Below are 13,493 nucleotides of genomic sequence, written 5' to 3'. Positions count from 1 at the left end.
CTAGGTGCGGTACGTGGACTCGTCGAGTCCGCTCAGGGTCGGGTCGTGGCCCACCTCCCCGACGTCGTACATCGACGTCATCCAGTGGTAGAAGTTGTCGCCGCGCTCCCGCAGGACGCCGTAGAGACGGCGTGTCATGCGGCCCCGGACCTCCGTCAGGTCGGGGTGGTCGTGCACGTTGTGGAGTTCGTCCGGGTCGGTCCACAGGTCGTACAGCTCGTTCACGGAGTCCGGGTTGACGACGAGTTTGTACCGGTCCTCGCGCAGCATGCGCTGGGGGTACGGGAAGTGGTGGCCGTGGAACTCGCAGACGACGGCGTCGTCCCAGTCGACGGACTCGCCGCGGACGAGCGGCAGCAGGCTGCGTGAGTCGACCGCGGGTTTCGGGTCGATGCCCGCCAGGTCGAGGATGGTCGCGGTGCAGTCCAGGAGGCTGACGAACTCGGAGCGCACTGCCCCGGCGGGGGTGTCCGGGACGCGGATCAGGCCGGGTGTGCGGTAGATGTCCTCGTACATCGCCGGGCCCTTGTCGTGCAGCCGGTGGGAGCCCGTGAACTCGCCGTGGTCGCAGGTGAAGAACACGGCCGTGTCGTCCACGAGTCCCAGCCGCCGCATGGCGTCCATGACCCGGCCCAGCTGCTGGTCGATCAGCGCCACGTATCCCCAGTAGACGGCGATGAGCTTGCGGGTGGTCTCCAGGGGCATGGTGTCGAACGTCCAGTGCGCGCTGTAGTTGCGCTGCACCGGGGGCTTGTCGTGGAACGTCTCCGAGATGGAGTTCGGGAGTTCGACGTCCGCCGGGTCGATCAGGTCGAAGTACTCGTCGGGGAGGATGTACGGCAGGTGCGGTCCGAAGAAGTGCAGCGCGAGGAAGAAGGGCTGCTGCCGCGCCTTGAAGTCCCGTGCGTACTCCTCCAGTTGCTCTATGGCGCGGGTTGCCAGGTAATGCTCGAAGGTCGCCTCGACCGGCTGGTGGAGGCGGGCGGCGAGCAGGTTGCCGGGCCCGCCGTTGGGCAGGGTGCCGCGGATGCGGTCGCTGATCTCGTACGGGGGCAGTCCGTGTTCGGCGAGGTAGGCCAGGTAGTCGGGGTGGTCCACCGGGTTGTGCCAGCCTGGCAGGTCCGGGCCGTCGAAGCCGTAGTCGGCGGCCGTGCGGCGGTTGCCCGCGTGCCACTTGCCGATGAGTCCGCAGTGGTAGCCGTGTTCCCGCAGGGCCCGGGAGAACGTGAACTGGTCCTCGGCCAGGTCCTCCAGGTAGCCGACATTGCGTTCGTGGTTGGCGAGCACCTTGTGCCGGAAGGGTGCCTGACCGGTGAGGAGGCTGGCCCGGGCCGGGGTGCAGATGGCCGTGGGGGTGTACCAGCGGTCGAAGCGGGTTCCGGTGGCGGCGAGTTGGTCGAGCACCGGGGTGTGCGCCAGCCGGTTGCCGTAGGCGCCGAGGGTGTCCACGCGGTGCTGGTCGGTCATCAGGAACAGGATGTTCATCCTGGTGGCGTCCGTCTCACCGGAGGGACCGGGACTGCGGGAGGGGGTCACTCGCCCGCTCCGACGAAGAGGTCACCGGTGTAGTAGGTCTCCGGATCGACCGGCTTGTCCAACTTCCCCACCTCCACGAAGTAGTCGTTCATGCCCTTCAGCCACTTGGCGACGGTGCCGTCCCGGGTGAGTGAGTCGAGTTCGTCGAGGCTGAGGAGCTTGTTGTTGGCGGCGTCGGCCGCGACCTGCTCGACGGGCAGCTTCAGTTTGTCGGCGGTGAGCTGGATGGCCTCGTCCGTGTGGGCGGAGCGGAACTCGATGGCGTCGCGCAGCACCGCCAGGACCTTCTCGACCTTCTCGGGCTGGTCGGCCACCACCTTGTTCCCGGCGACGAAGGCGGTGGGGAAGGAGACGTCCTTCTCGAAGTCGGTGTTCTTGGCCAGTTCTCGCAGGTCGGGGACCTGCTTCTTGATGGTGGCCGCGGCGGGGTACCAGAAGCCCGCGCCGTCCACCTGTCGGGAGGAGAAGGCGGAGACGATGGTCGACGGGTCCATGGGGACGACCTCGATGTCGTCCTTGGTCATCCCGGCCTTCTTCAGGGCGAGGGAGAGGATCATGTCACCGGACGTGCCTTCGGGCACGGCGACGGTCTTGCCCTTGAGCTGCCGCATCGTCTCGATGCCCGGCTGGGCGAGGACCCGGTCGGAGTTGCCCAGTGTGTTGATGGCGACGACCTTGGCCTGGCCGGAGGCGGGCAGCCACATGGCACCCGGGCCTATGTAGCCGAAGTCGAGGTTGTCCGTGCCGAGGGCCTGGATCTGCAGGGGGCCGTTGGTGAACGTCTTGGTCTCGGCCGTCAGACCGTGCTTCTTCCACAGGCCCTCGGCCTCCGCGATGGCGATCAGGCTCGCGCCGTTGAAGTCGTTGATGTAGCCGAGTCGCACCTTGTCGCCCGAGGAGCCGGACGAGGAACCGCTGCCGCAGGCGGTCAGCAACGCCAGGGCGGACAGGCCCGCGAGTGCGGTGGAGAGGGGCCCGTGGGTGATGGGTCGCACGAGGTGAGTCCCTTCCGTGTCAGTTCGTTGAAGCGCTGGGCAGGAGATCGGCGGCGGTGCGCCCTTGCTGGTGGTACACGGAGTGCCAGACGCGGTTGCGCAGCGCGGCGAACTCCGGACTGAGGCGGAAGGCCTCGTCGCGTGCGATGGCGGGGTCCACCTCGATGACGTCGTAGACGCGCCCCGGGCGGGCCGCCATGACGATCACGCGGTTGGCCAGGAAGACGGCCTCGTCGACATCGTGTGTGATGAAGAGGACCGTGCGCTTGTCCTGGCTCCAGGTGCGCAGCAGCTGCTCCTGGAGTGTGACCCGGGTCAGCGCGTCGAGGGCGCCGAACGGTTCGTCCATCAGGAGGATCGACGGGTCGACGGCGTAGGCACGGGCGATGGCGCAGCGCTGCCGCATGCCTCCGGAGAGGGTCTTGGGGAACGCGTCGGCGAAGCGTTCGAGGCCGACCAGTTCGATGAAGTGCTGGGCCCGCGCGCGGCGTTCGGCCTTGGGTACGCCCGTCGTGCGCAGGCCGAACTCCACGTTCTGACGCACGGTCAGCCAGGGGAACAGGGCGTACTGCTGGAAGATGACCCCGCGCTCGGGTCCCGGCCCCGAGACGGGTACGCCGTCCACCAGGGCCCGGCCCGCGCTGGCCGTCTCCAGCCCGGCGAGGATGTTCATCAGCGTGCTCTTGCCGCAGCCGGAGGGGCCTACGACGGTGACGAACTCGTGGTCCGCGATGTCGAGCGAGACGTCGTCGAGCGCGGTGAAGGTGTCCCGGCCCAGGGCGAAGGTCTTGGTGACGTTCTGGACGGATATCTTGGCGGGTGTGCTGGTCATCGGCGCTCCTGCCATCCGGTGAGCTTGCGTTCGGCGAGCAGCAGGACGCGGTCCATGAGGAGGCCGAGGACACCGATCGAGATGAGGCCTACGAAGATGGTCGGCAGGTCGTAGTAGAGCTGGGCGTTCTGCATGCGGTAGCCGAGCCCTTCCTGGGCGGCGATCAGCTCGGCGGCGACCAGGGTGGCCCAGGCGGAACCGAGGCCGACGCGCATGCCCACGAGGATGAACGGGGTGGAGGCGGGCACCACCACGCGGGCGAAGATGGTCGCGTCCTTGGCGCCCAGGACGCGGGCGGCGTTGATCAGGGTGCGGTCGACGTTGACCACGCCCTGGAAGGTCGAGATGACGCAGGCCAGGAACGCGGCGAGGAAGATCACGAAGATCTTCGGGGTCTCGTCGATGCCCATGATGACGACGGCCAGCGGGATGATCGCCAGTGGTGGGATGGTCCGGAAGAACTGGATCCAGGGTTCGATGAGACCCCGCAGGATGCCGTACCAGCCCATGAGGAAGCCGACCGGGATGGCGACGGCCGTACCGAGGGCGAAGCCGATGAGGACGCGGGTCAGGCTGGCGAGCATGTCCTGGCCGAGGGTGCCGTCACTGATCAGCTCCGCCGCCCGCGACACGACCTCGGGCGGTTCGGGAAGTTTGAATCCGGCCGCCGCCATGGCCCACCAGAGTGCGATGCCCAGGACGACGGACACGGCGTTCAGGGCCAGGGGAAGTCCGCGTCGGCCCCGTCGTGAGGGCTCCGGCGCGTTCTTCGTGTCGTCCGCGGCGGCTGGCTCTCCCGGCGTCCGCGCGGCAGCCGGTTGACGTGGTCGGGCACCCCGTTTGTCAAGGACGGACATGGGCGGCTCCTTCGCTGAGGGAACTGCGGGTACCGCAGTCGCCTCTGACGTCGGCGGTCTCGGGATACCTCGCCAGGAGTGGGGAACTGTGGAAGACCGCGGCGAGGGCGCCTATGGCGCCGTCGTCGTCGGAGAGCCGCGCGGCCTCGACGAGCGGGCTGGCCGCCGCGGTCGGGAAGAGTTCGGCGGCGAGGGTGGCGGCGACCTGCTCGACGATCACGGGCACCAGGTGGGCGATCTCACCGCCGATGACCACCTTGGACGGGTTGAGGGTCATGGTCGCCGCTCCGATGACACGTCCCAGCGCCCCGGCAGCCTCCCGCAGCACCCGGTTCGCGACGGGGTGCGCGCGGGCGGCGGCGTCCGCCAGGTCCCGCAGGCCGTCCAGGGGCAGGCCGAACTCCCAGCAGGCCGCGAGGATCGCGGGCACCGAGGCGACCGTCTCCAGACAGCCCCGCTTGCCGCACCGGCACGGTCGGCCCGACGGATCGACGGTCACATGGCCGAGTTCACCGGCCAGCCCCGCCGAGCCCGTCACCAGCTGGCCGCCGACGACCAGTCCACCGCCGACGCCGTCCGACAGCCGTATGTACACCAGGTCGTCGATGCTGTCGGCGCCGCTGATCGCCTCGGCGAGGGCGGCCAGCCGGGTGTTGTTGTCGACTATCACCGGGGCGTCGAAGCGCTCCGCGAAGGCCACGTCCACGCCTTCCGGTGCGGGACGGAGCACGGTCCCCGCCGCGTTGGTGCGGGGGCGTGCCGTGCCCTCCGGGACCGGGTAGGGGCCCGGCACTCCGATGCCGATGCCCTGGAGGGCGCCGTAGTGGACTCCGGCCTCGGTGGTCAGTCGTTCGACCAGGTCGAGGGCGAGTGTGATGCGTTCCCGCCAGGGCGCCGTGTCGTCGTAGCGCACCGAGCCCGACACCATGACCTCGTGCGACGCGGCGGCCACCGCCACGTGCACGCGCCGGTGACCGAAGTCGACGCCCATGAACTGCGCCGATGCCGGGTCGAGCGCCAGCCGCTCGGCCGGTCGTCCGCTGCCCTCGCGCCGGGAGGCGTCGGTGTCGACGACAACGATGGCGCCGCGTTGCAGCAGGTCCGCGGTGATCTCGGAGAGGGTGGTGCGGGACAGGCCGACGACCCGTCCTATCTCGGCACGGCTCAGGGCGCCGTTCTCTTGCAGCGCACGCAGGACGCGTTCCTCATGGGTCCGCCTGACAAGCGCGTGCACTCCGTTGGGCGTTCGCATGTCGGTCAAGGTAGGTAGGCGATGTCATTCCGTCAATGATCCGGCAGAAAAAGCACGATGACTGCTCTGTGCCCGGCCGCGCGCCTGCTACTCATCTACTGCTCATCTACTGCTCATCTACTGCTCATCTACTGCTCCGTCGACAGGTTCCGGATTATTTATCCGCACTGTTGACGCAAATGGCCGGACCTTCCCATGCTGTGCGGCATGGCAAGCAGGCACCGCTCTCCCACAGACTCCGGTGGTCGGCACGAGGCACTCGTGCTCGGACTGCTGCGCGCCAACGGCCCCCTTGACCGGAGCGGGCTGCGAAGCCTCAGCGGTCTGTCCCGGACGACCCTGTACGACACGGTCGCCAAGCTGGTCGCCGACGGCGCCGTCGTCGTCAGCACGCCGCACCTCACGCGACGCGGGCGTGGCAGACCGGTGGAGAGGCTGGACGTGAACCCCCGGGTGGCGGCCCCACTCGGACAGAACACCAACACCCCGCACGGTGAAGGAGGATCCCGCTGATGACCAGCGACGACCGCGAGCTGCGCCGACGATCCCTGCTGGCCGGTGCCGTCGGACTGGGAGTGGCGGCGGCCATGCCGGTGACGGCCGCCCAGGCCGCGCCCGGTCAGCCGAGCCGGACCTATCCGCCGAACTGGCCCGACGCCGAGCCCTACGGTGTCGCCGACGCCCGCACGGACCTCTGGCCCCGCGAGGACAACTCCTTCGTCCTCCCGCTCGAACTCCGCCCCCGCGACAGGGAGAGCGGCAAGGTGTGGATGCGGGACACCTATGTCAACTGCTTCACGGTCGGCGGCCGACCCCTCTACGTCGCCACCGGCACCACCCGGACCCCCGGGCTCAATGTGGCGGCCCCGTGGAACGACGGCATCTTCGTATGGATAGCACCCTCACTGAAGGGTCCGTGGAGACTCGTCGACACCACCCGCTTCCGCCCCGGCGCCGAGAAGGGCAAGGTCTGGTCGCCCGAGTTCGTCGGTGAGAACCGTCCCGGGCGCACGGTCGTCGCCCCGTGGCAGGAGTACTGGTACGACGACCGCTTCGGCAAGCGCGGCCAGGTGTGGGCCCCGGAACTGCACTACTTCAGGGGCAGGTGGTACATCGTCGCGTGCATGGGCGACCACTCCCGGAAGGTCGGCTCGTTCATGCTGGTCAGCGAGGGCGGGATCGCCGGACCGTACCGCCTGGCGCGGGGCAACCTGGACAAGCCCTTCGGTGAGCCGTTCATCGGCGGACCGGCCTTCATCGAGCCCGGGGCGTACCACCACATCGACGGCGGCCTCTACAGCGAGGGCGGCGACGCGTGGCTCGTGCTCCACAACGATCTCTACGCCGAGTTCCGCGACGACATGGAGGACATCGTCCCCACCACCAGCCTCCCGAGGTTCCGGCAGGTCCCGTACTCCCCCGAGCCCTACCTGGAAGGCGCCTACGTCTTCGGGCACGGCGGCAAGTACTACCTGCTCCACGCCGCGTGGAGCAGGAGGTCGACCCAGGCGGACGGCAGCGAGCGGATCGCCTACGACCCGCCCCAGGCCGGGCGTACGCAGTTCCAGTACGACGCGGTCGTCGCCGTCGCGGACCGCTTCGAGGGGCCCTACTCCGAGCGCTGGACCCTGGGTGTCGGCGCCGGGCACAACAACATCTTCCGGGACCACCGCGGCGGCCTCTGGGCGACGTTCTTCCGCAATCCGGTCGCCGGTTACTGGGCGGACCCGTCCCGCGTCGGGGACGCGGCGGTGCCCGGGGTCGTACGGCTGGAGTGGACCGGGCCGGAGGGGAACCGGTTGTACGTCAAGCGTCGTAACCCAGGGGTCGCGGTGGGTGGTTGACCGTCGCCGACCACGGGCCCGTCGACCGCGAGGGGTTCCGCGGTCTGGTCTGCCGGGGTGAGCCCTCAGACCGGAGACGTGCGCGTGCCCCTGGTCCGCCGCCGCGTCTTCGCCCAGCGGATCGCCGCACCCGACGGGGCGCTGGACTGGCGACGGGGCGGCTGGCACCGGCTCAGCCACGCCCCCATCGCCGTCCCGGCCGCCGTCGAGGTGACGGCGGCCGTCCAGAGGGCCGGGTGTCTTCGAGTGCCATCCGAACGGCCCGTGGGGCTGGCTGCCCGACGCCGACGACAACCGCCGACAACCGTGAGCGGGAGGCTCCTCAGGAACAGTAGACGGCCTGATCATTGGCGAACCGCTTGAACGCGTCCTTGGTCTGTTCTCCGGCGATTCCGTCGATCCGGCCCTCGTAGCCCCAGGCGGACGCCAGCAGGCGCTGCAGCGCCTGGATCGTCTGCGGCCCGACGATACCGTCGATCTCGCCGTTGTAGCCCCTGGCGACCTCGAGGTAGTTCTGGAACGCCTTCCAGCTGTTGGTCCCCAGAAGGCCGTCGATCTCGCCCCTGTAGTCCCAGTGCTTGAGCCAGCACTGGACGTTCTTGGCCTGCCTGGTGCTGAGCCCAAGGTTGACCACGGCGAGCGTACCGACCTCGCTGGTCGCCGTCTGTTGCTGGGTGGGGGCCGGGGCTGCCACAGCCGTGCCGGTGGTCGCGAGGCCGCCGGTGGCGATGCCGACCGCGGCAGTGGCACTGACGAGCGCCTTCGTGAGGGTTCGCATGGTGTGTACCTCCGTGGACGTGCGATGAACGGAACCGTCGGGCCGACCGACTCCGCGGTGAGACTGCGAGCGAGGGTGGCTGTTGTGCGTGGGGGGCGTGCGGGCCGCTCCGTGAGCGCCGTGCCGATTACTCAGCATCCCAGGGGTCAAACTGGCACGCGGTGGCGTGGACTTGGCTCACACACACTGAGGACCGTCAGTAGGGACGCCGTTGAATTCCCAGAAGGCAGCCGTGGTCCTGTCTCCGGCGATTCCGTCAACGACAAGGCGGTAGCCGAAGGAGTTCAAGAAGCGCTGCAACGCCTTGATCGTGTAGGGTCCGACGACTCCATCGACGACCAAGCGGGTACTTCCGTAGAAGCCCTGCGCGTTGAACAGCCGCTGTGCGGCCTTCCAACTGTCCGTGCCCAGCAACCCGTTGTGCTCCCAGGTCTGGAAGCCGGAGCGGGCCAGGAAGCACTGCCAGTTCTTCGCCCTGGAAACGGTCAGGCCGAGGTTGTTCACCGCGAGGACGGAAACGTCCTGGGTGCTCGCCGTAGGCTTGGCGGTCGGCTCGGACGCCGCGGAGCTGATGGTCGCGCCCGCCAGGCTTCCAGTGGCGAGTCCGATCACGGTGGCAGCGCTGATGAACGTCCTCGTCAAGGCAAGTCGCACTTGTTGTCCTCTTCACTGTCCCGCCACTGCGGGGCGGGATAAGGGAATGACTTCTCCAAGGAGCGGCACATGCCGCGCCCTTACTACGGCTTGAGTTTGCGGACGGTCCGTGCCGCAAGCGCCTGCGGCGCCGTGGCATCGTGCACAGGGTCCCCGAGAAGACCGATAGCCAGGCCGTCCGCTCCCTCCCCCTTTCCCTGGCCTCGCCCCATGACCTTACGGCCATCGCATGCTTCCAACTTGGTCACCCGTGCAGGGAACTTTGTCAGTGATGCACCGCACCAAGGTCGCGCCGCCTCACGCGGGGGCCACAAGAAATCGGAGCACGGCGCCGCCGCGAACAGGGAACATCTGCTTGGCGGATAGCACCAGGCATGTCACAGGAACGCAGCGCGTCACGCGTCGGCGGCTGAGCTGGGTCGTCGGGAGAGCGTCACCTTGCGTCGCTCTCGATCGATCTCGGTGACGACCACCGTGATCGTGTCGCCGACCTGGACGACATCTGATGCGGTCTCCACCGTTGTCCAGGCGAGATCTCGCAGGGGGACCAGTCCCTCGATTCCGTCGGCGACCTGGACGAAGACGCCCACCGGGATCAGCTTGGTGACCTGGCCAGTAAGTTTTTGCCCCACCGCGACGGTGTCGGCGAATACCTGAACGGGATCCGGCTGTGTGGCTTTCAAGGACAGTCTGGCTTCCAGGTTCCACGTGTCGAACTGGAGGAACGCACACGAGACGCGCTGCCCGACCTGCACGACGTCGGAGGCTGCCTCGAAACGGCGCCAGGACAGTTCAGCGAAGGAGATGAACCCGACGCCGGGGAAGACCGGATGGTCGGGTCCGTCGTCCAGCGCCACGAACACACCGAACCGTTCGATAGCCGTGATGGTGCCGGAAAGGAACTCGCCGTAGTGCAGTGCTTCCAGGAAGGCCCAGAGTTCTGGGTTCTCAGACGGTCCACCCCTCATGCTCCCAGCCTTTCACGAAGCTCTGCGCACCGGGTGCGAGGTTCGCTGACGCCGTAGTCTTGAGGGGACGTCCGGCGTGCAGGGCCCGCCCGGGTCCGGCATGTTCGCGCCCGAGGTGCCGGAGCCGACGGTGGACCGCCTCGCCCAACTGGCCGGGGACGGGGCGGCGCTCGAGTTCGCTGTCGGGTCGCACTCGCATGTCTCCGTCTACCGGATTCCAGGAAACCTTGTCAGTCGTGCAGCGCCACGAGGTGACACGTCATCCGGTGAGGGGTCCTCCGCGTGTGCCCGTCGAAGCCGTTGCACAACGAGCGGGAATCCCCCCAGACTGACGTCAGGAACTATGCGTGTGGAGGGGTGACTTGTGAGGGAACGGGCCGAGGTACTGCAAGTCCGGCTCTGTGACCGACGCGGCCGAAGGTCCGCCTCATGAGCCCGGTCCTGGACACCACGTTCATACCGCCGCGGGACCGGGAGGAAGTGGTCCGCAACGCGGTGTGGAAATCCATGGTGGCAGTCGACATCGACCACCGTCCCGCCGCTGAGGACATCTCCGTACGCATAGGGCTCGGCGCCGTGGGACCCATCAGGATCTGTTCGGCGCGGGCGACCGCGGTCGCGCTCCGTCGGACGGAGCGGCTCGCCCGGGAGGACGAGGAGCCTGCCGTCACTCTCGGTGTTCAGATGACGGGCAGCAGCGTGATCGTGCAGAACGGCCGTGAGTGCCTGCTGAGGCCGGGGGAACTCGCCGTCTACGAATCGATCGCTCCCTACACACATCTCTTCGACGAGGGAGTCGACTACCGCTTCATACGTTTCCCCCGCGCGGCACTCGCCCTCCCCGACCGGGTGTTACGGGACATCACCGCGGTCCCCCTGGGATCCGGCAACCCCGTCGCGCGCCTCGCCTTCCCCTACTTCTCCCAACTGGCCGTCGCCGACGACCTGCACCAGGGCGTGCACGCCGACGCCGTCGTGCAGCCCAGCATCGAACTCCTACGCGCCGTCCTGACATCCCAGCACGGCAACTCCACCCTGGCCAGAGGCCCGTTGGAGGCGACACTCGGTCTGCGGATCACTCAGTACATCCTGGCGCACCTGACCGATCCCGATCTGTCGGCGACACAGATCGCCGCCGCACACGGCATCTCCGTGCGTCATCTCTACGTCGTGCTGTCCCGGGCGGGCATCAGCCTCGGGGAGTGGATCCGCACACGCCGCCTGGCCGAATGCAAGCGCGAGCTGGCCGGACCGAACGGACGGCTGTGGACCATCGCGGCGGTGGGACGACGGTGGGGCTTCACGGACGCCACCCACTTCAGCAAGGTGTTCAAGCAGACGTACGGCATCTCACCCCGGGCCTGGCGCGACCAGCACGGCTGAACGCGATCACTGACAGCGCCTGACCCACCCCCTACCCCGGTATCACTCCCGACTTGGCTCCCCGGAGTGACGCCGCGCACCGCACCGCCTTCCTACCTTCCTCTCCGTCACCACGGACGAGACAGAGGGAGCTGGACGGATGCGTCGCTGCAGGAAGACCCTGAGCACTGCCGCACTGACCGCACTGCTGGTCGGCAGTACGGCGGGCTGGGCCTCGGCGAGCGGCGCGGGCGCGCTGAACGGTCCGCCTCCCGGTACCGCGGCCTGGCTGGCGGACGACTCACTGGGCAGGGCACTGCCCGACCCCACCACGACCACCCCGTCCGCGGTGGCGGCCTTCTTCGCCGACCTGACCGACGCCCAGCAACAGCGGCTCGTCGAGGACCACCCGACCGTGGTGGGCAACCTCGACGGCGCCCCCGTCCACCTCCGCTACGAGGCCAACGCCACCGCGGGCGACCAGGTCCTGGCCTACGACCCGCGCGGACGCGGTCTGATCGCGCGGGTCGCGGGTGACCTGGAGAACGCCGCCCATGTCTCGGTGATCGTCCCCGGCTCGGACATCGACCTCCCGACCTCCGACCGTACGGCGCGGTGGGCCGCCGACCTCCAGGAGGCGGCGGGCGACGACACCGCCGTCATCGCCTGGGTCGGCTACACCACCCCCTCCGGCATCGGAGCCGACCTGGCGACGGGCCGACTCGCCGGGACCGGCGCCGAGCGTCTCGCCCGCTTCACCGACGGCCTGGACGCGACCGGCCTGCCCGACCCCGCCCTCTTCTGCCACAGCTACGGCTCGGTGGTCTGCGGCCTCGCCGCCGATGGCACCGACGCGAGCGACATCGTCGTCATGGGCTCGCCCGGCATGCGCGCCGACGACGTCACCGCACTCGGCACCGGCGCCCGGGTGTGGGCGGCGAAGTCCCCGCACGACTGGATCGACCGCGTCCCCAACGTCGAGTTCCTGGGGCTCGGCCACGGCCAGGACCCCACCTCGCCCGACTTCGGCGCGACCGTCCTGCCCGCAGGCGACGTCCCGGCGCACGACGCGTACTTCACCCCCGGCACCTCCACCCTGACCGCCTTCGCGGCGATCGCCGACGGGGGTCTGTCATGAGGACCGCCATGAAGCTCGCCGCCACGATCGACGACCGGACCCCCGCCCACCGCGACCGCGCCCTCGACGGTCTGCGCGCGCTGGCCCTCCTGGCCGTCCCCACCGGCCACTGGCTGCTCGGCGGCTTCACCCTCGACACCGGCGGTGGCCTGCACAACGCCAGCCCGCTGGCCACGTTCGGCACGCTGTCCCCGGTCAGCTGGCTCCTCCAGATGCTGGGCATCTTCTTCCTGGTCGGCGGCCACTCCTCGTACCTGTCCTACCAGCGCCGCAAGGGCTCGGCCCGCGAGTGGATCGGCGGCAGGCTCACCCGGCTGGGCCGCCCGGTCCTCGGTGTCACCGCCGTATGGGCGCTGCTGCTGCCCACCCTCCACTACGGCCTCGGCGTCCCGACCGCCACCCTGCACACCGCCTCGACACTGGTCGTCCAGCCCTTGTGGTTCGTCGGCGTCTACGCGGTGATCACGGCCCTCACCCCGTACTGCGTCCGCGCCTCGCGGCGCCTGGGCTTCTGGTCCGCGGCCCCGCTACTGGGCGCGGTCGCGGTGGTCGACCTCCTGCGGTACGGGCCGTACGCGGACGTGATGCCGTCCTGGGTGAGCCTGCTCAATCTGCTGCCGAGGTGGATGTTCGCCTACCAGTTGGGCGTGTCCTGGGCGGACCGGCGGCTGGGCCGCCGCGAGGCGTGGCTGCTGTTCGCGGGCGGCGCGGCCCTGTTCGCCACGCTGCTGCTCGCCTTCCACTACCCGGCGTCGATGGTGGGTGTGCCCGGCGTGTCCAGGACCAACTCCCACCCGCCGTCCCTGCTGGTCCTCGCGCTGGCGGCCACCCAGTCCGGCGCGGCGATCCTGCTGCGCGACCGGCTGGCCCGGCTGCTGCGCCGCCCCGCCCTGTGGGCCCCGGTGGTGATCATCAACCTGTCGGCGATGACGATCCTGTGCTGGCACCAGACGGCGATGCTCGCCGCCGCGGTCCCCGCCTCGTACGCCGGTGAGATCCCCGGCCTGACCACCGCGCCGGACACGGTCGGATGGATCCTGGCGCGGGTGGCCTGGATGCCGCTGTTCGCCGGGCTGTTCGTGGTGATCGCGAAGTACGCGCGACGCCTGGAGACCCCGTGGGACGGCACCGGTACGCCGCGCCGGGCGGCGGCGGGGGTGCTGGCGGCGGGCTTCGCCTACTTCGCGCTGGCGGCCTGAGTGACGTACCCACACCGCCGTGTCAACGGCTCGGTCGTCCCGCCACGTCGTCACCTGCGGGTAGCCCCACCCCCGGCC

Annotated in this window: 13 protein-coding genes and 1 pseudogene; 6 read left to right on the top strand and 8 right to left on the bottom strand. The window is 69.3% G+C overall.

Annotation, left to right across the window (positions count from 1 at the left end; translation table 11 throughout):
• Genes ACFVQG_RS37480 through ACFVQG_RS37460 form a run of 5 tightly spaced genes read right to left on the bottom strand, consistent with a single transcriptional unit; the run spans window position 1 to window position 5,472 of the window.
• Window positions 1-1,485: a sulfatase-like hydrolase/transferase gene (locus tag ACFVQG_RS37480; protein WP_383392830.1), complete on the bottom strand. Its 1,485-nt coding sequence runs from the start codon at window positions 1,483-1,485 to the stop codon at window positions 1-3.
• A 47-nt stretch (window positions 1,486-1,532) separates the two neighbouring features.
• On the bottom strand, window positions 1,533-2,522 hold the full coding sequence (locus tag ACFVQG_RS37475) for an aliphatic sulfonate ABC transporter substrate-binding protein (RefSeq protein WP_383392909.1): 990 nt from the start codon (window positions 2,520-2,522) through the stop codon (window positions 1,533-1,535).
• 28 nt (window positions 2,523-2,550) lie between these two features.
• Window positions 2,551-3,363: an ABC transporter ATP-binding protein gene (locus ACFVQG_RS37470; protein WP_383392827.1), complete on the bottom strand. Its 813-nt coding sequence runs from the start codon at window positions 3,361-3,363 to the stop codon at window positions 2,551-2,553.
• Window positions 3,360-4,220, bottom strand: a complete 861-nt coding sequence (locus ACFVQG_RS37465; RefSeq protein WP_383392824.1) for an ABC transporter permease — start codon at window positions 4,218-4,220, stop codon at window positions 3,360-3,362. The genes ACFVQG_RS37470 and ACFVQG_RS37465 overlap by 4 nt, the downstream gene beginning before the upstream one ends.
• Entirely contained in the window at window positions 4,207-5,472 is a 1,266-nt protein-coding gene (locus tag ACFVQG_RS37460) for an ROK family transcriptional regulator (RefSeq protein ID WP_383392822.1), read from the bottom strand. Before ACFVQG_RS37460 ends, ACFVQG_RS37465 begins: the two co-directional genes overlap by 14 nt.
• A 207-nt stretch (window positions 5,473-5,679) precedes the next feature.
• On the opposite strand from ACFVQG_RS37460, the gene ACFVQG_RS37455 reads away from it, so the two are divergent.
• Window positions 5,680-5,985, top strand: a complete 306-nt coding sequence (locus tag ACFVQG_RS37455; RefSeq protein ID WP_383392818.1) for a hypothetical protein — start codon at window positions 5,680-5,682, stop codon at window positions 5,983-5,985.
• Entirely contained in the window at window positions 5,985-7,316 is a 1,332-nt protein-coding gene (locus tag ACFVQG_RS37450; protein WP_383392814.1) for a family 43 glycosylhydrolase, read from the top strand. The genes ACFVQG_RS37455 and ACFVQG_RS37450 overlap by 1 nt, the downstream gene beginning before the upstream one ends.
• A gap of 322 nt (window positions 7,317-7,638) precedes the next feature.
• Here the strand turns inward: ACFVQG_RS37450 and ACFVQG_RS37445 are convergent, their stop codons facing one another.
• The 3 genes from ACFVQG_RS37445 to ACFVQG_RS37435 all read right to left on the bottom strand — a co-directional run bounded on the left by ACFVQG_RS37445 (window position 7,639) and on the right by ACFVQG_RS37435 (window position 9,716).
• Window positions 7,639-8,094 carry a peptidoglycan-binding protein gene (locus ACFVQG_RS37445; RefSeq protein ID WP_383392811.1) on the bottom strand — a complete coding sequence of 152 codons (456 nt, stop codon included), beginning with the start codon at window positions 8,092-8,094 and terminating at the stop codon, window positions 7,639-7,641.
• 177 nt (window positions 8,095-8,271) lie between these two features.
• Window positions 8,272-8,748 (bottom strand): peptidoglycan-binding protein, encoded by a 477-nt coding sequence (locus ACFVQG_RS37440; protein ID WP_383392808.1) that lies wholly within the window; start codon window positions 8,746-8,748, stop codon window positions 8,272-8,274.
• Window positions 8,749-9,143: 395 nt separating this feature from the next.
• The gene (locus ACFVQG_RS37435; protein ID WP_383392805.1) at window positions 9,144-9,716 is read right to left on the bottom strand and encodes a S1 RNA-binding domain-containing protein; all 573 of its coding nucleotides are present in this window, start codon (window positions 9,714-9,716) and stop codon (window positions 9,144-9,146) included.
• Window positions 9,717-9,816: 100 nt separating this feature from the next.
• Here ACFVQG_RS37435 and ACFVQG_RS37430 point away from each other — a divergent pair.
• The 4 genes and pseudogenes from ACFVQG_RS37430 to ACFVQG_RS37415 all read left to right on the top strand — a co-directional run.
• A pseudogene (locus tag ACFVQG_RS37430) lies at window positions 9,817-9,906 on the top strand (SAM-dependent methyltransferase); the annotation flags it as partial.
• Between the two features lie 239 nt (window positions 9,907-10,145).
• Entirely contained in the window at window positions 10,146-11,099 is a 954-nt protein-coding gene (locus ACFVQG_RS37425) for a helix-turn-helix domain-containing protein (protein WP_383392803.1), read from the top strand.
• A gap of 139 nt (window positions 11,100-11,238) precedes the next feature.
• Window positions 11,239-12,216 carry an alpha/beta hydrolase gene (locus tag ACFVQG_RS37420; RefSeq protein WP_383392800.1) on the top strand — a complete coding sequence of 326 codons (978 nt, stop codon included), beginning with the start codon at window positions 11,239-11,241 and terminating at the stop codon, window positions 12,214-12,216.
• A complete protein-coding gene (locus tag ACFVQG_RS37415; RefSeq protein ID WP_383392797.1) occupies window positions 12,213-13,415 on the top strand; it encodes an acyltransferase in 1,203 nt (400 codons plus the stop codon). The genes ACFVQG_RS37420 and ACFVQG_RS37415 overlap by 4 nt, the downstream gene beginning before the upstream one ends.
• The last annotated feature ends 78 nt before the right edge of the window (window positions 13,416-13,493 follow it).

It is taken from the genome of Streptomyces sp. NPDC057877 (assembly GCF_042796855.1).
Classification (GTDB): Bacteria; Actinomycetota; Actinomycetes; order Streptomycetales; family Streptomycetaceae; genus Streptomyces.
The sequence above is the reverse complement of the archived record's forward strand: the minus strand, read 5'-3'. Positions and strand labels throughout refer to the sequence as shown.

Coding starts and splice junctions, on each gene's coding strand:
- ACFVQG_RS37480 (WP_383392830.1), bottom strand. CDS start 1,485: ATGAACATCCTGTTCCTGATGACCGACCAGCACCGCGTGGACACCCTC.
- ACFVQG_RS37470 (WP_383392827.1), bottom strand. CDS start 3,363: ATGACCAGCACACCCGCCAAGATATCCGTCCAGAACGTCACCAAGACC.
- ACFVQG_RS37465 (WP_383392824.1), bottom strand. CDS start 4,220: ATGTCCGTCCTTGACAAACGGGGTGCCCGACCACGTCAACCGGCTGCC.
- ACFVQG_RS37460 (WP_383392822.1), bottom strand. CDS start 5,472: ATGCGAACGCCCAACGGAGTGCACGCGCTTGTCAGGCGGACCCATGAG.
- ACFVQG_RS37455 (WP_383392818.1), top strand. CDS start 5,680: ATGGCAAGCAGGCACCGCTCTCCCACAGACTCCGGTGGTCGGCACGAG.
- ACFVQG_RS37450 (WP_383392814.1), top strand. CDS start 5,985: ATGACCAGCGACGACCGCGAGCTGCGCCGACGATCCCTGCTGGCCGGT.
- ACFVQG_RS37445 (WP_383392811.1), bottom strand. CDS start 8,094: ATGCGAACCCTCACGAAGGCGCTCGTCAGTGCCACTGCCGCGGTCGGC.
- ACFVQG_RS37435 (WP_383392805.1), bottom strand. CDS start 9,716: ATGAGGGGTGGACCGTCTGAGAACCCAGAACTCTGGGCCTTCCTGGAA.
- ACFVQG_RS37425 (WP_383392803.1), top strand. CDS start 10,146: ATGAGCCCGGTCCTGGACACCACGTTCATACCGCCGCGGGACCGGGAG.
- ACFVQG_RS37420 (WP_383392800.1), top strand. CDS start 11,239: ATGCGTCGCTGCAGGAAGACCCTGAGCACTGCCGCACTGACCGCACTG.
- ACFVQG_RS37415 (WP_383392797.1), top strand. CDS start 12,213: ATGAGGACCGCCATGAAGCTCGCCGCCACGATCGACGACCGGACCCCC.